At 54.0% G+C, this 23,429-nt stretch carries 21 protein-coding genes, 1 tRNA gene and 1 pseudogene; 8 read left to right on the top strand and 15 right to left on the bottom strand.

Annotation, left to right across the window (positions count from 1 at the left end; translation table 11 throughout):
- Positions 1-38: 38 nt before the first annotated feature.
- Positions 39-2,324 (top strand): restriction endonuclease, encoded by a 2,286-nt coding sequence (locus A7K61_RS01535; RefSeq protein ID WP_069556843.1) that lies wholly within the window; start codon positions 39-41, stop codon positions 2,322-2,324.
- Between the two features lie 438 nt (positions 2,325-2,762).
- On the opposite strand, the gene A7K61_RS01530 is transcribed toward A7K61_RS01535, so the two are convergent.
- The 4 genes from A7K61_RS01530 to A7K61_RS01510 form a co-directional block, all read right to left on the bottom strand.
- Positions 2,763-5,093 (bottom strand): hypothetical protein, encoded by a 2,331-nt coding sequence (locus tag A7K61_RS01530; protein ID WP_256557686.1) that lies wholly within the window; start codon positions 5,091-5,093, stop codon positions 2,763-2,765.
- Positions 5,094-5,677: 584 nt separating this feature from the next.
- Positions 5,678-6,424: an IS21-like element helper ATPase IstB gene (istB, locus tag A7K61_RS01520; RefSeq protein WP_069556791.1), complete on the bottom strand. Its 747-nt coding sequence runs from the start codon at positions 6,422-6,424 to the stop codon at positions 5,678-5,680.
- Positions 6,421-7,971, bottom strand: a complete 1,551-nt coding sequence (istA, locus tag A7K61_RS01515; RefSeq protein ID WP_069556790.1) for an IS21 family transposase — start codon at positions 7,969-7,971, stop codon at positions 6,421-6,423. The genes istB and istA overlap by 4 nt, the downstream gene beginning before the upstream one ends.
- Before the next feature lie 238 nt (positions 7,972-8,209).
- Complete coding sequence (locus A7K61_RS01510; RefSeq protein ID WP_069556789.1) at positions 8,210-8,473, bottom strand: hypothetical protein; 264 nt, start codon at positions 8,471-8,473, stop codon at positions 8,210-8,212.
- 112 nt (positions 8,474-8,585) lie between these two features.
- Between A7K61_RS01510 and A7K61_RS01505 the strand changes: the two genes are divergently transcribed.
- The 5 genes and pseudogenes from A7K61_RS01505 (at position 8,586) to A7K61_RS01490 (ending at position 12,723) form a co-directional block, all read left to right on the top strand.
- Positions 8,586-9,626, top strand: a complete 1,041-nt coding sequence (locus tag A7K61_RS01505) for a hypothetical protein (RefSeq protein WP_069556788.1) — start codon at positions 8,586-8,588, stop codon at positions 9,624-9,626.
- 59 nt (positions 9,627-9,685) lie between these two features.
- Positions 9,686-11,482, top strand: coding sequence for a hypothetical protein (locus A7K61_RS01500; protein WP_139129443.1), 1,797 nt, complete (start codon positions 9,686-9,688; stop codon positions 11,480-11,482).
- 217 nt (positions 11,483-11,699) lie between these two features.
- Positions 11,700-11,801: pseudogene (locus A7K61_RS33420) on the top strand (hydroxymethylpyrimidine/phosphomethylpyrimidine kinase); the annotation flags it as partial.
- 272 nt (positions 11,802-12,073) lie between these two features.
- Positions 12,074-12,364, top strand: a complete 291-nt coding sequence (locus A7K61_RS01495; RefSeq protein WP_069556786.1) for a type II toxin-antitoxin system ParD family antitoxin — start codon at positions 12,074-12,076, stop codon at positions 12,362-12,364.
- A gap of 2 nt (positions 12,365-12,366) precedes the next feature.
- Positions 12,367-12,723, top strand: coding sequence for a type II toxin-antitoxin system RelE/ParE family toxin (locus A7K61_RS01490; RefSeq protein WP_069556785.1), 357 nt, complete (start codon positions 12,367-12,369; stop codon positions 12,721-12,723).
- Between the two features lie 1,133 nt (positions 12,724-13,856).
- Here the strand turns inward: A7K61_RS01490 and A7K61_RS01485 are convergent.
- The 9 genes from A7K61_RS01485 to thrS form a co-directional block, all read right to left on the bottom strand.
- Positions 13,857-13,933 (bottom strand) — tRNA-Pro (locus A7K61_RS01485).
- Positions 13,934-14,023: 90 nt separating this feature from the next.
- Positions 14,024-14,380: a MerR family transcriptional regulator gene (locus tag A7K61_RS01480; protein WP_003174972.1), complete on the bottom strand. Its 357-nt coding sequence runs from the start codon at positions 14,378-14,380 to the stop codon at positions 14,024-14,026.
- Entirely contained in the window at positions 14,361-14,663 is a 303-nt protein-coding gene (gene ihfA, locus A7K61_RS01475) for an integration host factor subunit alpha (RefSeq protein ID WP_002553164.1), read from the bottom strand. The genes A7K61_RS01480 and ihfA overlap by 20 nt, the downstream gene beginning before the upstream one ends.
- 3 nt (positions 14,664-14,666) lie before the next feature.
- Positions 14,667-17,045: a phenylalanine--tRNA ligase subunit beta gene (gene pheT, locus A7K61_RS01470; protein ID WP_069556784.1), complete on the bottom strand. Its 2,379-nt coding sequence runs from the start codon at positions 17,043-17,045 to the stop codon at positions 14,667-14,669.
- A 26-nt stretch (positions 17,046-17,071) separates the two neighbouring features.
- A complete protein-coding gene (pheS, locus tag A7K61_RS01465) occupies positions 17,072-18,088 on the bottom strand; it encodes a phenylalanine--tRNA ligase subunit alpha (RefSeq protein ID WP_003192486.1) in 1,017 nt (338 codons plus the stop codon).
- A gap of 109 nt (positions 18,089-18,197) precedes the next feature.
- Positions 18,198-18,554, bottom strand: a complete 357-nt coding sequence (gene rplT, locus A7K61_RS01460; protein ID WP_003192488.1) for a 50S ribosomal protein L20 — start codon at positions 18,552-18,554, stop codon at positions 18,198-18,200.
- A gap of 29 nt (positions 18,555-18,583) precedes the next feature.
- Positions 18,584-18,778, bottom strand: a complete 195-nt coding sequence (gene rpmI / locus A7K61_RS01455; protein ID WP_002553160.1) for a 50S ribosomal protein L35 — start codon at positions 18,776-18,778, stop codon at positions 18,584-18,586.
- Positions 18,779-18,837: 59 nt separating this feature from the next.
- Positions 18,838-19,389, bottom strand: a complete 552-nt coding sequence (gene infC / locus A7K61_RS01450) for a translation initiation factor IF-3 (RefSeq protein ID WP_015884933.1) — start codon at positions 19,387-19,389, stop codon at positions 18,838-18,840.
- A complete protein-coding gene (thrS, locus tag A7K61_RS01445; protein ID WP_003192490.1) occupies positions 19,389-21,311 on the bottom strand; it encodes a threonine--tRNA ligase in 1,923 nt (640 codons plus the stop codon). Before thrS ends, infC begins: the two co-directional genes overlap by 1 nt.
- Positions 21,312-21,675: 364 nt before the next feature.
- Here thrS and A7K61_RS01440 point away from each other — a divergent pair, with 364 nt between their 5' ends.
- Positions 21,676-21,990: a hypothetical protein gene (locus tag A7K61_RS01440; RefSeq protein ID WP_019820908.1), complete on the top strand. Its 315-nt coding sequence runs from the start codon at positions 21,676-21,678 to the stop codon at positions 21,988-21,990.
- 289 nt (positions 21,991-22,279) lie between these two features.
- On the top strand, positions 22,280-22,492 hold the full coding sequence (locus tag A7K61_RS01435) for a cold-shock protein (protein ID WP_003179963.1): 213 nt from the start codon (positions 22,280-22,282) through the stop codon (positions 22,490-22,492).
- A gap of 67 nt (positions 22,493-22,559) precedes the next feature.
- Here the strand turns inward: A7K61_RS01435 and A7K61_RS01430 are convergent, their stop codons facing one another.
- Together A7K61_RS01430 and A7K61_RS01425 are read right to left on the bottom strand one after the other, a co-directional pair.
- The gene (locus tag A7K61_RS01430; protein ID WP_003192494.1) at positions 22,560-22,880 is read right to left on the bottom strand and encodes an I78 family peptidase inhibitor; all 321 of its coding nucleotides are present in this window, start codon (positions 22,878-22,880) and stop codon (positions 22,560-22,562) included.
- A gap of 144 nt (positions 22,881-23,024) precedes the next feature.
- A complete protein-coding gene (locus A7K61_RS01425) occupies positions 23,025-23,330 on the bottom strand; it encodes a hypothetical protein (protein WP_069556842.1) in 306 nt (101 codons plus the stop codon).
- Positions 23,331-23,429: the final 99 nt, after the last annotated feature.

Genomic DNA, 23,429 nt, shown 5'->3' with positions numbered 1-23,429 from the left:
GCGACCTGACCTTGGCGCGGATTGGAGTAAAATGCAGCATGAGCTATGACTTCAGAAATCTCTCATCGGCGGACTTTGAGGATCTCGTCCGGGACCTCATCGGAAAAGAAGAAGGGCTTCGCTTTGAGGCATTCTGCGCAGGCCCAGATGGTGGTATTGACGGTCGGCACGCGCACGCCTGCGGAAACGTTGTTCTCCAGGCGAAGCATTATGAAGGTTCGCCGTTCAGCAAATTAACGGCGGCCATGAAGCGCGAGCGTTCTTCAATCGATAGGCTGGCTCCCACCCGTTACATCCTCGCGACCTCCAGTAGGTTTACTCCGCTTGGCAAAAGTAGGCTCTCTCCACTCATAGGACCAAGTCTGAAATCTGAGGCAGATATTTTTGGTCCGGAGGACCTCAATGGTCTTCTCCGGAAGTACCCAGACATCCTCAAGTCACACATCAAACTATGGCTCTCGGGCGTGGGTGTTTTGGAGCGGGTCGTACATGCGGCGGCCCATACCTTTGCAGCGCTAACACGTGAAGACATCGAACAAAAGGTTCGTGTCTACGCATCAAACCCAAGCTTCGACGAATCACTGGCTACGCTTGAAAAGCATCGGCTTCTCATCATATCCGGGCCGCCGGGAGTCGGCAAAACCACACTGGCCGAGATGCTTTGCTATACCTTTCTAAGCGAGGAGTGGGAGCTTATTCCCATCCGTAGTTTGGAAGACGGCTTCGCCGCCATTAACGACGGCAAAAAGCAAATATTTCTTTTCGACGATTTTCTTGGAAAGGTCGCCCTTGATCGACAAGCATTGGCGCATAAAGATTCTGACCTTGCGCGCTTCATGAGCCGCATACGTCGCTCACCGAATGCCCGTTTCATTCTGACAACGAGGGGTTATATATTTGAGGAAGCCCGTAGAGTCTCTGAACATCTTGGTGATCAGCGCCTCGATGTGACGAAGTACGTACTCGATGTTGGCATTTACACTCGTCGAATCAAAGCGCGGATTCTCTACAATCATCTTTTCGTGTCAGAGACGCCTCAGTCGCATATCCTGGCGCTATTAGAGAGTAAGAAGCTCCCGGAAATCGTTGATCACAAGAACTATAACCCACGTGTCATCGAAGCAATGACCGATGCATTTCGCGTTGGTGACATTGAACCCGCCAACTATCCCGCTGCCTTTATCGGCGCCCTGAACAATCCAAGCCAGATTTGGGACACCGCTTTCCGAACGCACATTGATCACCGGTGCAGGCATCTCCTGATGGCGATGTTTTTCCTATCAGAATACGGGATTTCAATCACGACTCTTCGCTCATCTTTCGATATTCTGCATACCTCGATGAGCACGGCCTACGGTCTGGCACACGGTCCTAAAGATTTCGAAGAAGCCCTTCGTATTATGGAAGGTAGCTTCGTCAATGTCGTCAACATCGACGTGCCAACGGTTTCTTTTCTCAATCCTTCGCTCAAAGACTATCTCTCAACCTACCTGTTGGACACAGATCTCCTTATTCGCCTTGTCCCTACGGCGGGCTCAATCGACTGGCTGTCGAGCCTTTGGGACTTCGTGCATCCGTCTGGGCTTAGCGAGTCCGACCAGGCGAAGATCGCCAGAGCCTGCGCTGATATGGTCGAGATGATCGAAGAGCGCCCGCACTGGCGTCCCCGAGCCGGTGACGCCCGCTCACTCGAATACAATGATGCCGCAAACTCCAGGCGGCTCCGGATGCTGATGGATTGGTGGGAGATCACTGACGACGGGCGGTTTGCCGACAGCATTATCAAGATCGCGCGAAATCCACAGCAGGGCTTCAGTGCATGGTCAGACGGGGAGGCTCTGATCGAGTTCTTTTCCCTGCGGGACGGCAGGGGTTATGGCCGGCCGTTCATTTATGAAGCCGAATTCCTAGAACTCATCGAAAAGGCCCTTACCGACACTATACGGTGGAGTTCAAGTGACATGCTCTCCACCCTTGTGGATGCAGTGGACGCTGCGAATGGGCTGCCCGACAGCATTACCTATGCTTTGCAGACGGCTGTGCTCGAAGAGTTCGAGGATAACACTAGTCGCATTCGCGAGGATGATAGCGAGTCCTCGCTATCGGACCGGATCGATGCCTTGAAAAAGTTCGCGCCACGTTTTGGTGTGCCGGACGCTAAGTTGAATAGCGCCGTCTCAGCCATCGAGGATCGCATAGGCGAGATTGAAGACCGAAGCAGTCGCGCCTCCTCTCCGAGTATCCCGTCATCGAGTAAGCGGGACGGGGAAAAGTTTGACGACCGCGCCCTTCGAGACCTTTTTACCCCTCTCCTTGATCGCTAGGCCAGCGCCAGCTCCGCGGAACAGGCGCGTCGCCCTTCGTTCACAAATTGCGAGCCGTCTCTTGCATGGTCTCAGCTTCCCGACCGTCTGGTATGGGTCCAAGCTGTGTGAAAACGTTTAGGGTCGGAGAATCCCACAGAAATAATGCCGAAACCACGTCCCTACTTAAAACCCGGCTCAGCTACCGTGTGTTGTCCTCGTCTTATATAGGCACGATTCAATCACCTCTATCGGCCGCTTTCTGCCTTTCGCCATCTGCGTTGCCAGGACTCGCAGCTAGTCATCACACAATCGGTGTGCTGGTTAAATTCGATGTGATGACCGACCATGCCGGATTTAAGCAACTTGTTATCTAACGTAAATTGGGCGGGGCAGGTTAGTGCATTTATCCAGCGAACGCCACAGCAACAAACTCCATACCGTAGCTATAGCTAGCTTTCACGACAGAGCTTTGATCTTTTCGTACAGATCATAAAGATGAAGTGCTGACATATCCAATATAGGCTCATACATGAAAGAGTTGAGATGGATGTTTTCAGGAGTCATCAGATTCACCTGCGAGAGCACCATGATTTCATCATTACCGAATGATAGACTTGATGAAAATTTGTTGAACAACTCGAATGTTTGATTCCTGCTGATAGCCGATACGAAGGCGGTATCATTTATTTTATTAATCATATATTCTTCGGCCTTTAGCCTGATGGCAATGGATAAAATCACCTTAGATTCTAGTTCGACATCGTCCGCAGCATTGGCGGCGAGTGCTTCCGCTTGATCGTATATTAGTTGAAGGGCGCTATATGTGGAATTTGGAAGAGATAATGCTGCCTGGTCCGATAGCGTGGCCTTAACCGTTGACTCAAGATCCGCTATTGTAAGAGCCTTGCTATCTGCTTTTATGTGTAGAAGGGATGTCAGCCTCAGGTAGTGCTGGCTAGTAGTCCCGTGGCAGTACTCAGCTAGATTTCGCACAAAAGGAATGCTCGCTACTAGAAAAGCTGGGTTCTTGGCTAGTCCCTTCTTCCAAATAATAAATGGATTATTCTGATATTTTTCCGGTACAAATGTTAGCGCGTGCTGATCTTTTCTCGCAAAGAATCTTCGCTCTCTAGCAATATTGAGACGGCTGCTAATTGTTCGGTGAAAGTCAAAATTATGAGTTAGAAATAGCAGTCTAAAAAACTTGACCTTGGAAATTTCATTAAAGTACTCAATTATGGCGTATTTGTTTTTGTAGTCGAATGAGTCCGCGATATCATCAACGACAAACAGGGTAGTCTGGTTCGATTCTCGGCGTGCCTGTACTTCGAAAAGGACATTCAATATGTAAAGTGCCCGCCTCTCTCCTTGGCTGAGAACCTGAAGCAGCTTTTCCTCTTCGACACCACAGGTTTCTTGGCCATCATGAAATTCAAAGGTGACTTTTGGGCTTTCGCCTTTGAGAATTACGTCTTGTTGATTCTGAACAACCAGCTTGAACGGAACATAAAACCGTTCGTTGAACTGAGTGACAACGGCAGCCCATTTGGTTTTTTCTTCCTGGGCCTGCTTTGCCGTGTGCGCAATTACGTCCTTTGCTGAAGCATATGCCATGGCGAAAATTTTCATAGCTGATTGAGCTACGTTGAAGTAGCTGAACCACAGCTTCTTTCTGAATTTTTCAAAATCACCAAGTTCAGGGAGTATTTCCGGATGGAGTGTCAAATACTCCCTAAACTTTTTTAGCTCAGCATTTTTTTGCAGCTGTTTATCAACCGCATCGAACCTCGCAGATAACTCTTTGTCGCCCAAGATGCGTTGCTTTTCTGCCTGAACTAACCCCTCCAGCTCCTTGGCAGAAGAAACTTCAGTCCTTACCCCTCCATTAGAAATATTTAGGGTGTGGTTAGCTTCAAAGAAACCGTTTGTTTGAAGATTTTTAGAGACATCACTGGCCCCGGCATGGTTGAACTTCTTGCTGAGGAGAGGAGAGCCTTCCACCAACTCTTGATATTTAGACATGTACTCTTGAAGCTGTTGATGGAGCGTGCCGGCCTTAAACGCAGATATCGTTTTGTCGTTGAAAATTTCTATATAGGACAAATCATTGAATCTAGTATCGCCGTCAAGTTTACCTGCTAGTTCTGCGAAAAATTCATACGGATTCGTAAATTTGAAGACTTCTTTTATTTCGGAGACGGGAGACGCTTTACCTGGCCACCCTGAAGCTTCCTTCAACGTCTTCAGCAGGTCTTCTTGAGTTGACTCGATATTTCTCACCGCCTCTTCGTATTCTCCCCTCAGTTTGGGGTTTACTAGTAATGTCGAGGTTCCAGAGCCGGAATAACGCTCTACATAGGGTTTGATGACAAACACGGAGTCGGGGGTGATCGAGGCAGCAGGTTCGGCTGTGATTGCGCGGATGGTTGTACGTGTCGGGAAAATCAGGTCTTGGCTGTCACGTCCTTCTTGGAAGTCCAGAAATGTCCGCGCAAGCGACGTCTTCATGAAGCCGTTCGGCGCATAGATCGAGAAGGCTGAGCCATCTGGTGTTTTCTGAGTCCCTTTGAAATCAAACTTGGCATCAAGTTTTTGAATTCCATAGCAATTCTCTAATTTAATATCTAAGACATCCATATCTATGCTCCAAATTAAATGATTTTCCTCCATCGACGGTATCGTTTCGCTATCATCATGTCCATATAGCGATGCTGCCTCACATTGGCCTGGCATGCGCACTGATGAAGAACTTATCCAATATGCGGCGCTCGTTTTAGCGGCATCCATACATTTCGCTGCTGTTCTAGGCCTCAAAACCGACAGCAGGCAAGCCTCCGCTTCTAGCCGATTTCTGGCGGTCATTATTGGATGAAGAGAGTGAGTGGACGGACCTTGCTTGCGCCACCTCAATTAGCGTAACCCGAACCGTTCAGATGTGGTCAGGCGGGCTCAAGGCTATCTTTCATCAATGGTCTCAGCATGAGGTTGCTAGATGAGCATCGACAAGACGACTAAATTGACCAGTACCCGTAGTGAAGAAAACGCGAATCTACTACTCCGAGTCGGATGGACGCTTTTGCTCGTGGCTGACCGCCAGGAAGGCGCCTACCAATGGCTGCTTTATCAATTCGGGTGGCAGCGGGAGGGGGAACCCCCTGAAATCACTTTTACGGGTGTTGAGGGTGGCCCAGATCCATTCTGAACATGTCGGATAAAGGACGACGATCCAAAATGGGCATAGCAAATGGCCGAATTCCGATATGGCGAAAGGTATTGAAAAACAGGTGGTTGCATTGCACTTGACCACCTGTTTGCATTCGACTTGACCAATTGCATTCGTATTGACCACCATAGATGCATGCCGGATGCTCTTACGCCCGTTTGCGACTTTTGATCCTTCGCATTGATTCGCCCTTCAGTTCGATGATGTGGGACTTGTGAACGATACGGTCAAGAATTGCGTCGGCAATCGTGGGGTCAGAGAACAGGTCATACCATTTTTCTTTAGGGTACTGACTTGTGATCAGCAATGACCCGTTCTGTGACTGCTGATCGATAACATCCAGGAGGAATGGTCCGAGTTGGGAGTCAATGCCACCGATGCCCAAATCGTCGATGATCAATAATTCTGCGCGTATCAATTGCCGACGCAGCTTGGGAATGGTGTGGTCAGCGTAAGACAGTGAGATCTCCTCAAAAAGCTTCGTGGCAGTGCGGTACAGCGTCGCTCGTCCAAGGCGGCAGGCCTGGTTTCCGAGTGCGCAAGCGAGCCAAGTTTTGCCAGTACCCGTAGCGCCTGTGATGATCACATTCTGACGTCGCGCCAACCATTCGCACTCCCCGAGGGACATGACAGTATTCCGGTCTATGCCTCGGGACGCCTTAAATTCAATGCTGTCCATTGTGGCTTCATTCTCACGAAGCCTCGCGGCCTTTAGCAAGCGTCCAACCTTTCTGCTCTCACGCTCGCTATTTTCGGCGTCCATCATTAAACCAAGCCTTGTATCGAATGGTTCTTTCAGCAGCGCAGGTGTTTCAAGCTGTCGCTCGTAGGCCACGGCCATCCCGTGCAGACCAAGAGTCATGAGGTTTTGGGCAGTATCTAGGATTGACTTCATTGCGGCTCATCTCCTTGTGAGGCGTAGTATTCAGCACCGCGAATGTTGGCGTGTTCGACCAAGGGGGCGGATCTTTGGTAGTTAGGACGCAGGTCAGATTCGTTCCGAAGGATCGACCGTAGCCGCTCAGAACTCAGGATGTTCAAGCTATTGGCATAGCCGCACGCGGATTCAAGGCGTGACGGCGTGATCGCCCCCTTGCGAACGTCGCGTTTCAGGCCAATAACGGCCTTCAAACCGGTCGCGAAATCTTTCCGCAGGTTGAGGTTGTCCTTCACGAAACGGAGCGTTTCCGGCCCAATAGTCTCAGCCCATACAATCAGCGTTTCCGGCTGGGAGTCTTGGAAATGGCTGTGATTCGGGGCCAAGTGCTCTTTGAGAGTGCTAGTGCCGCGCTGGCGATTCAGCTTGTGCGATCCGATGACACGGCGCTGATGAAGGATTTCGAGCCAGTCGTCTCGCACGCGCAAATCGACAAGAAGATTCGCAAAGTGATAAGGGACGGAGTAGCTGTGCTCCTCAAATGCAACGTGGTAATCGCTACCTACCCGAACCTGATACACCCACTGACTGTAGCTGTAGCGCTTTTCTGGGAGAGGCTTGAGGGCTGGATAATCAAGCTCAAGGAAGCGGCTGGTTCTGCTCTTTGGGTACGTCCGTGTGATTCGACTGTTTAGCTCATCGACCCAGTAGCTGATTTTCTCGTTGAGCTCTTCTAGGGAAAAGAAAGTGCTCGCTCTCAGCCTTGCGAGAACGAACCTCTGTACCAGTTGAACGGCAATTTCACCTAGCGACTTGTCTTTCGGTTTGCGCGGTCTGGCGGGGTAAATTTGAAATCCGTAGTGCTCAGAAAACTCGGCGTAGGCACGATTTAAGGTCACCACATCTCTCGTGTTTTTAGTCACTGCTGACTTCAAATTATCAGGAACAACGAACCGGGGAACCCCGTCGAAGAACTCCAGGGCCAGAACGTTGCATTTGAGCCAGTCTGGGGTCGTTTGACTGTTCACCGCGGTGGCAAAAATGTAGCCCGAGGCGCCTAGTGTTGCCACGAATACTTGGGCTTGGCTGATCGCTCCCGTGTCCGGGTTTGTCACAGGCATTGTCCTGCCACAAAAGTCCACGAAGCACTTGTCTCCGGGGAGGTGAATCTGTCGCATGCTCAGTTTTCGCATATTGACCCACTCTCGATAGAGCCGCGTGAATTGAGCATATGACACGCTTTCTGGCTCGCTCGTACGAAACTCTTGCCATAGAAGCTCCAAGGTGATGTCAGGAAGTTTTAGCTGTTCGTGGACGGCGGGCCATGACGGGTAGGCTTTCCTTTGAGGTGAGGTTCTCGGCTGAGTCCGCAGACGCTCCGCGAGCGCTTTGTCATCAAGGTGCTTCAGCTCTTCCCAACTTTGCCCGCACTGGGCCAACTGATCGCGAATAGTGCGAACAGTGTTGTGGGACACTTTGGCTAATAAACCAATCGCCCTATTCGACAGCCTTGGGTCGCTCGCGAGTCGTAGCACCTCGCGCTGTGTAACTATTGGCAGCCTCATGTGTTCTCCTCGCGACAGGCGTGTGAATGCCTCACAAGTCGCGCCGTGTGAAAATTGCAGACAAACGGAAGGTGGTCGGCTTGACGCCGAACGCGAGGGAACACAGAATGAAGGTGTATAGGGCTCAAAACCTAACACCATCAAAAAAGCCTAGGGCTCCACCCCTGGGCTTTTTTGTGCTCCAAATCCACCGGCTAACTCCTAGCCTGGCCTCATTGCGGTACTCCTTATACCTAGTTCATATGGCCTGCTGCCGTGCGCAGCGCTGCGTGGCAATCCAGCATGCGACTTCTTTGTACAGGGCAAAGAAGCCCCGACGATTGGGCACCTCAAACAGGGGCACTTCGATAGTCCCCCGCTGTTTGGCTTTTCGAAACGCGTCATAGGACGCGTATCCCAACTCTCTCCACAGCGCGCTGCCACCCACCATCAGGCCATATCGATCTTTGAGATCAAGCTCTAATTCGGATGCCAGATTGTGGATTTCAAGGGGCTTGCGCATCGCACTTAATGTCCGGTTTGGTCACAGTTAATAGTAATAAACCGCCCCCTTGCGCTCCAGCCGTAAGACTTCTACATTTTTTACGGTACAAAGATCAATCAGGGATTTTTAAGTGTCTGATTTTAAGAGAATTGCAAACATTTATTCGGAGTTCGCAGAGAGCTTGCGCGAACTAATTCCGGAAAATTACAGCCCCCGGAGCAGCACTGTGGAAATGCTCGCAGTGGGCTATTGGTTCGAAGGCCTAAGGCAGCGGACAGGCCTCAAAACTGCCTATGCCCTTGAGCTGTACTTCGAAAAAGAGTCGTTTCGAAGAAACACGAATGGCACGATCCGGCATTACCGAAGCAAGTGGTCTAGATACGAACAGAAAATGATCTCGCCCAAGGCCAAGACCTTGAGCAGGGTGGAAATGCTAGCACCTGGATCCTCCCGCGACCTGAACCATCCTATATGGACGTTGATGAAGCTGATCTCTCGGCAACAGAAGATCAACTTCGACAGTTACTTCCGTACGCTAAACACCGAAGTCCAGCTGGTGCTTTACCGCAACACCAGCAACATGATTTGGGACAGTGTTCAGCGCGAACCAACCACTCAAGTTCTACTCGAAAAACTCGAACGCAGGGCAAGCCTGGATACCCTCGCAGCGCTGATCGCGATAGTGGTCGAAGCAGATCAACTGGGTCGAAAATCTCTTGCTATAAAAGCAGCAAACTCCCTACACAAAGTACTTCTTATGCTGGCGATGGAGCTTCAGGCGCGCGGTGTTGCCATTGGCCTAATCGATTGGCTAGTGCTCAACGTCTTACCTCTTGGCGTGCCTGCGCACTTGCAGATCTGGATGAGCAGCGCTGACTACATCCACGCGTCAGCACATTTAAACACTATGGTTTACCAGCATCCGGAAAGACGCGGAAAAACCTTGCCTTGGAAGCTTCGGACCAGGCTGATGTGCAAGCTGCTTGCTGGGGATATGGGAATTGACGTTCTGCACGCAATGCGCCCGCAGTTCGAGTTGCGGGAAGACATCGGGGAAATCGCGGGCGATTTGGTCGAGGAGTTTAAGAAGACGTCGGCGCTCAGGACTTGGGGATGGATGTGCATCATTGATGGCACGCCCCAGGTAGTGCCACCCGTAGCACTGCTGTAGCCTTCCCATGACCCGCTAGGCGGGTGGTCAAGTCCAATGCAAATGCCTGGTCACGTCCGATGCAAACGACTGGTCAAGTCGAATGCAAACGGGTGGTCAAGTGGAGTGCAATTTCCCACCAAGGCATGCAGCCATTGGTGGTGATCGATAACGCTCATGAGATCCCTGCCGCAGACCTGCAGGCGGTTTTCGGATGCACCCCACACATGCGCTTCATTCTGCTGTGTCAGCCGCTGGGATCGATCCAGGAACTGGAGCAACTGTGTGGCTTGCGACGAGAGATACTCCAGGGGTGGAGCCTCGATTCTGTTGCAGCAGAAACGTCTCGCTTGGGCGCCAGAGGTGACGTCAACGCTCTGGAGAAGGTGCGCTCCATAACGGCTGGAATGCCACTTTATCTGCAAAGCGCAGCCCGGCTCGCGGCCCAGGCTTACGCAGGCGACCTGGCCCAGCTTTGTGCGGCACTTGAGCAGCAGGCCACCATGGAAACAACTGTTCAGGAACTCATCCTGACCAAGGTGTACCAGGGGCTCGCACAACCCTGCCAGCGAATCGTCATGCTGTTGAGCATGGTGGATGTCGCCATCACCCAGGACGAACTGCAGAGCTTGATGCAGTGCTACGCCACGTTGCCAACCGCTGCAGTCAATACGGCAGTGCGGACACTGCGTGCACTCGGAGTTCTGGAGGTTCAAGGTAACCGCGAGATCAAACTCCACGATGCCATGCGACTGATTGGGGCCAGCCAATCGCACGCCGTAGACGAAGAACACCTGCTCGCGACGAAAAGGTTGCTCAAAGACCTCCTGTTGACTTCGTTGCAGCAGGCGCGCAGCTACCACCGACTGAGACTTCTTGTCCGTGCCTTGCTGGATCTGGAGGAACACGAGTTCCTGATCGAGTTGGCCGGCGAAGAGATGTTCAAGGAAACCGGACTTGGAACCATGCTCATCGACTACTTGGAGGCCGCCTCCACCGCACCAGACTTTGATCCCGAGACCCGGTACTGGGCCGTCGACTCTCTGTTTTTCCTCCTCCATCAATCGGAAGAGGAGCGTGACAAGCCAGAACACCTCGCACTGATGGCTCAATTGGTTCGTGACAACACGCTCTCCGGACGTGCAGTCATCTCCTACCACCTCAAACAGATGGATTGGCTGGGAATGCAGGGGGACGCGCCCGGTGTCCACCTGGCAATCAAACTTATAAGCGGACTGCCGGGGCTCACTCCAGAACGCATCCCGCCGTTCCACTACAACGCTGCCGTCGCACTGTGGCGAGTACATGAGTATCGGGCCGCCGAGACGTATGTTGATAAAGCCGTTAAGGACTATCTTGACGTCCTGAAAATCAGCGAACGGTGGATTCTGGGCCGGGCAATGGCGGATGTCTCAGCTTTCTTGAGTGAATCATCTGCTGATTTGGAGGCCGTGAACCACCTCGCAAGTGCCTACGAAGTCAAGTCCATGTTGATGAGGCTGCGTCGAGTTAACCCGGTAACGTTTCGCCTCTTCGCTTTCAAATTTTTCTGCTGCATCCAAGCATTCAGTTCCGTAATCAGGACGGGGCTCGATGCTGCTCAGGACATGTTGGATATGCGTGACTTTGAGGCAGCCCGGGAAATGGTGGGTTCTAACATCATCCCTCTCATCACGCAGGCCCAACTGCTGGGCGAACTCACCAGTGCCAGAAGCTTCTACGCCGTGATCCTGGCTTACTGTGGAGATTTAAAGGGCGCTGACAAGGAGATGGCCTCGCTCGCGCCCTTCCGCTCCGGCTTCTCGGATAAAAAACGTGGCGAATACGACTCTCAGTTGCAGTTGATTGAAGACATTCGAGCTGGCCGGGTCAGATAATCCGATGTTGCGAAGAAGTCGAAAATTCTAACCCGTGCGACCTCGAAAACGATGTAGGTTACGGTTACCGAAATCCCTGACGCCAAGCCCAATACTCTCCCCAGACCATGGGTCATGAAACTATAGAAAACACCTGTAGCAGTGATGTATTGGTCATCCACGCAGCTCTTACGTAAACCGGAATCTTCGTTATCACTTTCACAGCCGTACTCCCATAGCTGTTGGCGATGCGCTCGACTACACGTGGCGGACTTTTCAAGCGGCCGAGAGCCTTGGGAGAGGGCAATCCATTCCTAGGCGGATACCTATAGCCAAATAGGGTAGTAACCCTCGAGGCTAGCCTCGCATTACTGGCGTGCAGACGTGCGAAAGCAGTGTCCCACAGATCGTTCAATGCGATTGTTGATTTCCACGGCCATCCGGACACTTCCAGGCAGGCAGCGGCGCAGGATCACCTTGAACCTTGCTGATTGGCGCCGAGCCAGCCATCACCTGATCGCCGGATGTCGGCCCCAAGCTATTCTCCAGAGCGAAAATGGCATAATATGCCAACAATCAAAAGTACCTGTTTGCATGGAACTGGAGCTAGTTATGGCGACGCGAAACGTTGTGCTCACCCCTCACCAGGAACAGGTTATCCATGACCTGGTGCAGTCCGGCCGTTATCAGAATGCCAGCGAAGTGATGCGAGAAGGCTTGCGTTTATTGGAGCAGCGCGTCGCCGAAGACACCGCCAAAATTGAGGCCCTGCGTCAGGCTAGCTCGATCGGCATCATGGATCTTGACCACGGGCGCTTTACTCAGGTGAACGAAGGGGATCTGGAGCACTACCTCGAGGGCTTGAGCTTGGAGGCAACCCTCCCCGCGAGAGAGAAACACTGAGCATGCCGCAGTATCGGATTTCCAACCCGGCGCGCGCCGACATTGTCGACATCCTCAGGCTCTCCCAGACGCAGTTCGGCGATCAAGCACGCCAGCGCTACCAGGCGCTGATCCTCGCAGCGCTGCAAGCGCTTGCCGACACGCCTTATCGCATTGGCAGCCACGACCGCGATGAGCTTGCACCGGGCCTTCGCAGCTATCACCTCATCTATTCACGCCAGCAGGCCAAACAAACCCATGGAACGGTCAAAAACCCACGCCATATCGTGTTCTATCGTGTGGCAAACGACGACGTGATCGAGGTCGTCAGACTCCTTCATGACGCCATGGAAGTGCAGTTGCACCTGCCTAACGACTGATCAGCGACCTGGCCCAACGGCTTAACTGGCCAGGAATAGCGAAGGTAAGGCGCCCCCTATATATCTCAACCTGAGCGCCCTCGTTGTCAGCCGACTTGGCGGCCAATTGAAGCGGGAGGTTTTGGGTCCAACCTGGCTATCGAGACCCACGACCAGAAACACTATGTTCAACTTTGCGTACCACTTTCAACGCAGAATAACCGCTTCTTAGGTGTTTTCCGTGACCAGGCGCCTAGCATTACGCTCATTACTCTCCAGCTGTCGATGGACACGCGGATCAAATGCCCCTAGCGACCAGAGCCCTGGCAACATCACGCAGAGCACGAGCATCTCGCGAGTCAATTTCAGGATAGGTGCAGAGAGACAGACCCGATAACTCCACTTAAGGATATCGACTCATTACCCATATCCTCTTCGGAACGACCAAGGATTTGCCAGATAAAGGTTGCTCATCCAGTATGCGGAGGCGCACTGAATACCAGCCACTGCCATACTGGAGTCCGTCGGAGATCGCCATTCGCGATCACTCGCACACTCGGTGCGAATGGGGGCAAAACTGGGCGCACAATTAGTTTTTTCAAGGCTAGAACCACCGTTCTAGAGCCTAGTCAAAATGTTCTTTGGAGAGAACGACCTTGACTGTATTTACAGGGTTCGGGTTCACCACGCTTTGCGGCGCGGCTCAGCGTCAACCGCAACCACCCAAGCACGGCATCGATAGCTTTAACAATCAGGTTACTGCGCTGATCGGCCCTATGTCTCCATCACCAGGAAGTTCATAACACCCATCGACACGAACCTCCGCCGCTGGAATCATGTGATATTCGATGACTCTACCGAAGTCTGAGCGAATGCCCGGATCACTTCACCAGCAACAGAGAGCTCCGCGTTACCTACAGCCATCGCCCGAAGCTTGCCTCGCGGACTGTCCAGATCGGCAACTCATTAACGAACGTCTTCGCTTCTTCAGGTTCTTGCACCGGTAGGGGCTGTCCGGGGGACACAAGACTCGAACGCCTCTCAGATGGCATAGCTACCGAGATCCAAGATATCCGTGGGAGTAAATGTGGGAGTATTTTTTCAGAGATGAAAAAGCCCAACCGGTGAAGATTGGGCTAAGTCATTGAAAGATATGGTCGGGACGGAGTGATTCGAACACTCGACCCCTAGCACCCCATGCTAGTGCGCTACCGGACTGCGCTACGCCCCGACTAGGCGTGTTACTGGGTTCGCTTCTTAACGAAGCGAACCGGAATATACCGCAAGCTTTTGAAATGTGGAAGTATTTTTAAAGCTTGAATCATTTTTTCAGCACCACCAGTACATCTTCCAATTCGGAGATCATCTGGCGGATCAGTTGCTTGTATTGGGTGGTGTCGTCTTTGGCTTCATCACCGGACATACGCTGGCGTGCACCGCTGATGGTGAACCCCTGGTCGTACAGCAACGCGCGGATCTGTCGGATCATCAGCACGTCCTGGCGCTGATAATACCGACGGTTCCCGGTGCGTTTGACGGGGTTGAGTTGAGGAAACTCCTGCTCCCAATAGCGCAGCACGTGCGGTTTTACCGCACACAGCTCGCTGACTTCACCAATGGTGAAGTAGCGTTTGCCTGGGATGACGGGTAGCTCGTCGTTATGACTTGGTTCCAGCATAAGCCTCAACTCGGGCCTTCAACTTCTGCCCTGGACGAAAGGTGACCACACGGCGAGCCGTGATCGGGATTTCTTCTCCCGTTTTTGGATTGCGGCCAGGCCGCTGGCGTTTGTCTCGCAGGTCAAAATTGCCGAAACCGGACAATTTGACCTGTTCGTTGTCTTCCAGAGCGTGTCTGATCTCTTCAAAAAACAGCTCGACCAATTCCTTGGCCTCGCGCTTGTTCAGACCCAACTCTTCGTACAGACGTTCCGCCATCTCAGCTTTCGTCAAAGCCCCCATACGTCACTTCCTTAACGTGGCGTTCAACCTTTGTTCGAGCGAGGTGAGGATATTTTGCGTCGTGGTATTCACCTCATCGTCATTAAGAGTGCGCGATGGATGCTGCCAGGTCAAGCCAACTGCAAGGCTTTTTCTATGCGGATCAATGCCTTTACCCTGATAGACGTCAAATAGCCTGAGGTCTGTCAGCCATTCCCCTGCATTTTCACGGATTACATCCAGAACTGCAGTGGCAGCGACTTCACGGTCGGCAATCAGGGCCAGGTCGCGGCGCACTTCAGGGAAGCGCGACAACTCGCTGAATTTAGGCATCTTGCCCGACGCAACTTCAGCCAAGACTAGCTCAAACACGAAGACTGGACGGTCCAGACCCAAGGTTTTCGACAGTTCCGGGTGAATGGCGCCGACGAAGCCCACCAGGCGACCTTCACGCTCGATACGTGCAGTCTGGCCTGGGTGCAAGGCTGGGTGGCTGCCCGGTACAAACGTAAAGGCGTCCAGCGCACCGGCAAAGCCCAGCACCGCTTCCACGTCAGCCTTGACGTCGAAGAAGTCCACGACCTCACGGCCTTGCGCCCAGCCTTCCGGCAGACGGCTGCCGCAGACAACACCCGCCAGCATTGGCTCTTGCTTCAAGCCATCGAGCTGGCCGACGAAACGCAAGCCGCTTTCGAACAGGCGCACGCGGTCTTGCTGGCGGTTCAGGTTGTGGGAAAGTGCCTTCACCAGGCCCGGCCACAACGAGGAACGCATGGCGGCCATGTCGTTGGAGATCGGGTTGGCCAGCAGCAACGGCTCTACGCCAGGGTTGAACAGTTCGAACTGTTTTGGATCAATGAAGCTATAGGTCACTGCTTCCTGGTAACCACGGGCAACCAGCAAACGACGCAGTTCAGGCAGGTGCGCACGCGCTTCGGCCTTGGGTTGCGGTGCCAGGCGTGCTTGCGGATAGCGAACCGGCAGGCGGTTGTAGCCGTACAGGCGCGCCAGCTCTTCGATCAGGTCGACTTCCAGGCTGATGTCGAAGCGATGGCTAGGTACTGCAACCTGCCACTGCCCTTCCCCGCCCGCAGAAATACCCAGGCCAAGCGCAGACAGCAGTTGCTCGATTTCAGCCGGCTCGATGACCAGGCCGAGCATCTGCTCAACGCTTTTGGCACGCAAGGTGATCGGCGCAATCGACGGCAGGTACTGTTCGCTGACGGTTTCGGTGATCGGGCCGGCTTCGCCACCGGTGATTTCCAGCAGCAGGCCGGTGGCGCGCTCCATGGCTTCACGGGCGAGTTTCCAATCCACACCACGCTCGTAGCGGTGCGACGCATCGGTGTGCAGGCCGTAGCAACGGGCCTTGCCAGCGATCGCGATCTGGTCGAAGAACGCACTTTCAAGGAATACATCACGGGTGGTCGCGGATACACCGCTGTGCTCGCCCCCCATCACGCCGGCAATCGCCAGGGCGCGTGCGTGGTCGGCGATCACGAGGGTATCGGCACGCAGGCTGACTTCTTGACCATCGAGCAGCACCAGCTTCTCACCCTCTTCGGCCATACGCACGCGGATGCCGCCGTTGATTTCGGCAAGATCGAACGCGTGCAACGGCTGGCCCAGTTCAAGCATCACGTAGTTGGTGATGTCGACGGCGGCGTCGATGCTGCGCACGTCGGCACGACGCAGGCGCTCGACCATCCACAGCGGGGTTGGCTTGGACAGGTCGACGTTACGGATCACACGCCCCAGGTAACGCGGGCAAGCGTTGGGCGCCAATACTTCAATCGAGCGTACTTCGTCGTGTACCGCCGGCACGGCAGCAACCACTGGACGGGTGACAGGCGCGTTGTACAGCGCACCCACTTCACGGGCCAGGCCAGCCAGGGACAGGCAGTCGCCGCGGTTGGGGGTCAGGTCGACCTCGATGCTGGCGTCTTCCAGTTCCAGGTAAGCACGAATGTCCTGACCCACTGGCGCGTCGGCCGGCAGCTCCATCAGGCCATCATTGCCCTCACCTACTTGCAGCTCGGCCTGGGAGCACAGCATGCCGTTGGATTCAACGCCACGCAGCTTGGCCTTCTTGATCTTGAAGTCGCCCGGCAACTGGGCGCCGATCATGGCGAACGGGATCTTCAGGCCCGGGCGCACATTAGGCGCTCCGCACACGACCTGAAAGGTTTCCGAACCGTTGCTGACCTGGCACACACGCAATTTGTCGGCATCCGGGTGCTGCTCGGTGCTCAACACCTCGCCCACCACCACGCCACTGAAAACACCGGCGGCCGGCGTAACGCTATCGACCTCAAGACCGGCCATCGACAGACGAGCAACCAGCTCGTCGCGATCTACCTGCGGGCTTACCCAGCCACGCAGCCATTGTTCACTGAATTTCATCCTGCTCTCCTAAAGATTCGTTACGACTAGCGAAATTGCGCGAGGAACCGCAAGTCGTTGTCGAAGAACAGACGCAAGTCGTTCACGCCGTAACGCAGCATGGCCAGACGCTCAACGCCCATGCCGAAGGCAAAGCCCGAGAACTCTTCCGGGTCGATCCCGGACATGCGCAGCACGTTGGGGTGAACCATGCCGCAGCCCATTACTTCCAGCCAGCCGGTCTGCTTGCACACACGGCAGCCTTTACCGCTGCACATCACGCATTCCATGTCGACTTCGGCGGATGGCTCGGTGAACGGGAAGAACGAAGGACGGAAACGTACCGCCAACTCTTTTTCGAAGAACACCCGCAGGAACTCTTCGATGGTGCCTTTGAGGTCGGCGAAATTGATATCGCGATCAACCAGCAGGCCTTCGACCTGGTGGAACATCGGCGAATGGGTGATATCCGAGTCGCTACGGTACACACGGCCTGGGCAGACAATGCGGATCGGCGGCTTGTTCGCTTCCATGGTGCGGACCTGTACCGGCGAGGTATGGGTGCGCAGCAGCATGTTGGCGTTGAAATAGAAGGTGTCGTGCATCGACCGGGCCGGGTGATGGCCTGGGATGTTGAGCGCCTCGAAGTTGTGGTAGTCGTCTTCGACCTCAGGGCCTTCGGCAATGCCGTAGCCGATGTGGGTGAAGAACTGTTCGATACGTTCCAGAGTCCGGGTGATCGGATGCAGACCGCCCGATGCCTGGCCACGACCAGGCAAGGTCACGTCAATGGACTCGGCGGCGAGCTTGGCCGCAAGATCGGCCTCCTCGAGCGACGCCTTGCGCGCATTGAGAACCTCTGTGACACGCTCCTTGGCGACGTTGATCAGCGCACCGACTTGCGGACGCTCTTCAGCAGGCAGATTTCCCAGGGTCTTCATCACCTGAGTCAATTCACCTTTCTTGCCAAGGTAGTGAACCCGGATTTGCTCCAGGGCATTTACATCTTCAGCGCTTTGCACAGCCTCAAGGGCTTGGGCGACGAGCGCGTCCAGGTTTTCCATGTACAGACTCCAGATACAAAATAGGGGAAGAGCTTGAAGGCTCTTCCCCTATTTATGACGTTTACCACCTTGGGCCACAGGAGTAGCCCAGGGTGACTGTCGGGGGTACTTAAGCCAAGGAGGCTTTAGCTTTCTCGACAATCGCAGCAAACACCGCTTTTTCGTTCACGGCCAGTTCAGCCAGAACCTTACGGTCGATTTCGATGGACGCTTTTTTCAGGCCAGCGATGAAACGGCTGTAGGACAGACCGTTAACACGTGCACCAGCGTTGATACGAGCGATCCACAGAGCGCGGAACTGACGTTTTTTCTGACGACGGTCGCGGTAGGCGTATTGGCCTGCCTTGATTACCGCTTGCTTGGCAACACGGAATACGCGTGAACGCGCGCCGTAGTAGCCTTTAGCAAGTTTCAGAATTTTTTTGTGACGCTTACGGGCCATGACGCCACGCTTTACACGAGCCATGAGTTACTTCCTCTATTCTTGAACCAAAATTAACGAAGGCGCAGCATGCGCTCGACTTTTGCCACGTCAGACGGATGCAGCAAGCTGCTACCGCGCAGTTGACGCTTACGCTTGGTCGACATTTTGGTCAGGATGTGGCTCTTGAAAGCGTGCTTGTGCTTGATGCCGTTAGCAGTTTTCAGAAACCGCTTAGCAGCACCACTTTTAGTTTTCATCTTTGGCATGTTCGGTACTCCGCATTCAGTTGATAAACATAATCAGAAGGCCTGCCGTGCCCTGTTGATTACTTCTTCTTTTTCGGGGCGATGACCATAATAAGCTGGCGTCCTTCCATCTTAGGATGCTGTTCGACCGAACCGTACTCGAGCAGGTCAGCTTCAACCCGCTTGAGGAGTTCCATCCCCAGCTCCTGGTGGGCCATCTCACGGCCGCGGAATCGCAAGGATACCTTGGCCCTGTCCCCATCACTCAGGAAACGTACCAGGTTGCGCAGTTTTACCTGGTAATCCCCTTCCTCCGTCCCTGGACGAAACTTGATTTCTTTTACTTGAATCTGCTTCTGGTTCTTCTTCGCTGCGGCAACCTGCTTCTTCTTTTCGAAGATCGATTTGCCGTAGTCCATCACCCGACAAACAGGTGGGATTGCATCGGCGGAGATTTCCACCAGGTCCAGCTTGGACTCTTCTGCAATACGAAGCGCTTCATCAATCGAGACGATGCCAATCTGCTCGCCATCAGCGCCAATTAACCGAACCTCGCGTGCCGAGATATTCTCGTTGATCGGGGCTTTCGGTGCAGCTCGTTTATCTTGTCTCATTTCACGCTTAATAATAATTACTCCGAATCTGGGCGACCACGCCGGGAAACCGCTTGCGCGAGGAACTCAGCGAACTGGGCGACGGGCATCGAGCCCAGGTCAGCACCTTCACGAGTACGCACAGCGACAGTCTGCATCTCGACTTCCCGATCTCCGATAACCAAGAGATAGGGAACCTTGAGCAAGGTATGCTCGCGGATTTTAAAGCCGATCTTTTCATTTCTCAAGTCGGACTTGGCACGAAACCCGCTTTCGTTGAGAGTTTTTTCAACTTCAGCGGCAAAATCTGCCTGTTTATCAGTGATATTCATGATCACTGCCTGGGTCGGAGCCAGCCACGCAGGGAACGCGCCCTCGTAGTGCTCGATCAGGATACCGACGAACCGTTCGAACGAGCCGAGGATCGCCCGGTGCAGCATAACCGGGTGTTTACGGCTGTTGTCTTCGGAGACGTATTCGGCTCCCAGACGGATCGGCAGGTTAAAATCGAGCTGCAGGGTACCACACTGCCAGACACGACCAAGGCAATCTTTGAGCGAAAACTCGATCTTCGGACCGTAGAAGGCGCCCTCACCCGGCTGCAGATCGTATGCAAGGCCCGCACTGTCGAGCGCTGCCGCCAGTGCCGCTTCGGCGCGATCCCACAGTTCGTCGGAACCGACGCGTTTTTCCGGACGAGTGGACAGCTTCATCTCGACTTCGGTAAAGCCGAAATCGCGATAAACGTCCATGGTCAGCTTGATGAACGCTGCGGACTCGGCCTGCATCTGCTCTTCGGTGCAGAAGATGTGGGCATCGTCCTGGGTGAAGCCACGCACGCGCATGATGCCGTGCAGCGCACCGGATGGCTCGTTACGGTGGCAGGCACCAAACTCGGCCAGGCGCATCGGCAACTCGCGGTAGCTCTTCAGGCCCTGGTTGAAGACCTGCACGTGGCACGGGCAGTTCATCGGCTTGATGGCGTAGTCGCGGTTTTCCGACTGGGTGGTGAACATGTTGTCGGCATAGTTGGCCCAGTGCCCGGATTTCTCCCACAGGCTGCGATCAACCACCTGTGGAGTCTTGATCTCCAGGTAGCCGTTTTCGCGCTGCACCTTGCGCATGTACTGCTCAAGCACTTGGTACAGGGTCCAGCCATTGGGGTGCCAGAACACCATGCCCGGCGCTTCTTCCTGAAGGTGGAACAGGTTCAGGCGCTTGCCGATCTTGCGATGGTCGCGTTTTTCGGCTTCTTCGATGCGCTGGATATAGGCGGCCAGCTGCTTCTTGTCAGCCCAGGCCGTGCCGTAGATCCGTTGCAGTTGTTCGTTCTTCGCATCACCGCGCCAGTAGGCACCGGACAGCTTGGTCAGCTTGAACGACTTGAGAAAGCGCGTGTTCGGCACGTGCGGGCCACGGCACATGTCGACATATTCTTCGTGGTAGTACAGGCCCATGGCCTGCTCGTCCGGCATGTCTTCCACCAGGCGCAGCTTGTAGTCCTCGCCACGCGCGGTAAACACGTCGATCACTTCGGCACGCGGGGTGACTTTCTTGATGACGTCGTAATCTTTTTCGATCAGCGCGTGCATGCGCTGCTCGATGGCCGCCAAGTCGTCCGGAGTAAAAGGACGCTCATAGGCGATGTCGTAATAGAAGCCTTCTTCAATGACCGGGCCGATCACCATCTTGGCGGTTGGGTACAGTTGCTTGACCGCATGGCCAATCAAGTGCGCGCAAGAGTGGCGAATGATCTCCAGCCCCTCCTGATCCTTGGGCGTGATGATTTGCAGGCTGGCGTCGCTGGTGATCAGGTCGCTGGCGTCAACCAGCTTGCCGTCGACCTTGCCGGCCACGGTGGCCTTGGCCAGGCCTGCACCAATGGATGCGGCGACCTCGGCTACGGAAACCGGATGATCGAATGAACGTTGACTGCCGTCGGGAAGAGTAATAGTTGGCATGGCGCCTCCTCTCCTAGTGGTGACCCCTACCAAAGGTCACGTGGGTTGGGATGAGCCAGTACAAGATCCAACACCAGGCCGTTCAATGCTGAACGCCTGCCTTACAGCGGCAGGAGCCTTTCGGCCAACCGATAATCGAACCAGAGTGACTGGAGTGAACAAAAAGAACCTGGCAAGGCGGCAAATGGCGCGCCGGGAAATAGCCAGGCGAGGATGCTAGCACAGATGAACGGTCATCGCGTCGGCCAAGCGTTGGGGAAAGAGCAATTCATGGCTTTATAGCTGCGAAAGTGAACTTGAGCTGTACGTGAGGCCTCAAAGCCACTGAGAATCGCCGTTCGTCCTCGACCCAAAGGAGCATCCCATGATGCGTTTTACCTCTACCCTCGCTGTCGCCGCTACCCTGAGCCTCCTTTCCCTCGGCGCGCAGGCTGCAGCCCCTTCCAACTGGCCAGCTGGCGCCCGTGACGCCTTCGTCAACGACTGCAGTGCCGCCGCCAGCCAGAACGTGGACGTCAAAACTGCCAAAGCCCACTGTGAATGTGGCGCCGACAAGATCAATGCCGAATTGAGCACTGCCGAGATCAAGGAATTGATGACCAACCAGAACGCCAGCCCGGAGCTTAAAAACAAAGCAGTCGCGGCTATTTCGTCCTGCAAAGTGGTGAAGAAAAAGTAAGATTGGCTGACGATTCGACGGCCATTTCGCTGGAAAAACAGCCTGAAAACTGCCATTTCGCACAAATTATGCAGGTTTTACGGCTTTTTTTAACAGCTGATATTTCGTCGCAAAGCCCCGTAAATCGGGGCTTTCAGCCTAAAGACGGATCAAACGCAAAGCGATTGATTAGCAAACAGTGCCTTGGGGGGGCTCCCAAGCCGAACATTTCGACTATGATAGCCCAGTGTGCCCAGTTGGCCTGAGCAGCACAGCACTACTGAAAATATATGTTTCTTGGAGATACACCATGTCTAATCGCCAAACCGGCACCGTTAAATGGTTCAACGATGAAAAAGGCTTCGGCTTCATCACTCCTCAAGGTGGCGGTGACGACCTGTTCGTACACTTCAAAGCTATCGAAAGCGACGGTTTCAAAAGCCTGAAAGAAGGCCAGACCGTTTCCTTCGTGGCTGAGAAAGGCCAAAAGGGTATGCAAGCTGCACAGGTTCGCCCAGAGTAATTCTGCGCTGAGCTAAAAAAACCCCGTCCATGTGACGGGGTTTTTTATGGGTGATGCAAAAGCCGCATCAGCCGCAGTTAACCCGGTTGATCACGAGGTTGTTGTCGGTGTTCAGGTTCAAGCGGTCGGAGCGATACTCCAGCGTGATCATGTCATTGGGCTTGAGAATGCGTGCATTCTGCGCGCCGGCACGCGTGCGGGCCTGTTCCAGCAATTGAGGCGAGGCTTTCTGGCCGATGGCGAACTCTGCAGCCTTCGACTCACAGCGGCTATGACCGGCATCGGTCGCGGTGGCAGCTTTGCCTGGCTCAGAGGCACCCGGGGTGCTGCAACCTGCCAACGCGAGCGCAGCCAACAAAGTACCGAATGATGCGAGCTTCCAAGGCATGAAGCCTCCTATGATAAAAAGTGGACAGAGATCGTGCGACAGCAGTCAAAGCGATTGGTTTCAAGACGTTAACCGCCTGTAGGCAAGTCTGCCTGAGTCCCGGCATGCAATCGCTCGGTGAATCGTGACTAGATATGAACGTATTCAGTAGATGTCGATGTAGTCAGACGAAGGCGTAGGCCAATTCTGCTTCAGCGCGTTGAAAATCTGCATAACCCAGACTTCATCGCTGGCTGTCACCTTGCCGACGTAGCCGGAACCTTTGGCCCAGGTCTCCAGGCGAAACAGCAGGCCATCGATATCAGCCCCCCCGACTACGCCGGAAGAAATGTAGGCGACGCCTTTTTTGGTCACCCGCAGTTGGGTATGTTCGTCGTCACTGGCGCTGCCAAGCAGTTGGCGCACGGCGTCCAGCGTCAGGTTGTCGGGCTTGCTCAAATCGATTTGCACGCGGTGTTTCCCGGCCATTTAACAGGCAGACAGTGTCGCACAGCCTCTGCGTCATGCCTAAGTAGCAGTGCCAAATGCCGTACAAAATGCTTAACTGCG

The organism is Pseudomonas sp. AP42, from assembly GCF_001728935.1.
Taxonomy (GTDB): Bacteria; Pseudomonadota; Gammaproteobacteria; order Pseudomonadales; family Pseudomonadaceae; genus Aquipseudomonas; species Aquipseudomonas lactis.
Note: the sequence above shows the minus strand (reverse complement) of the source record. Positions and strands in the feature narration are given on the sequence as shown.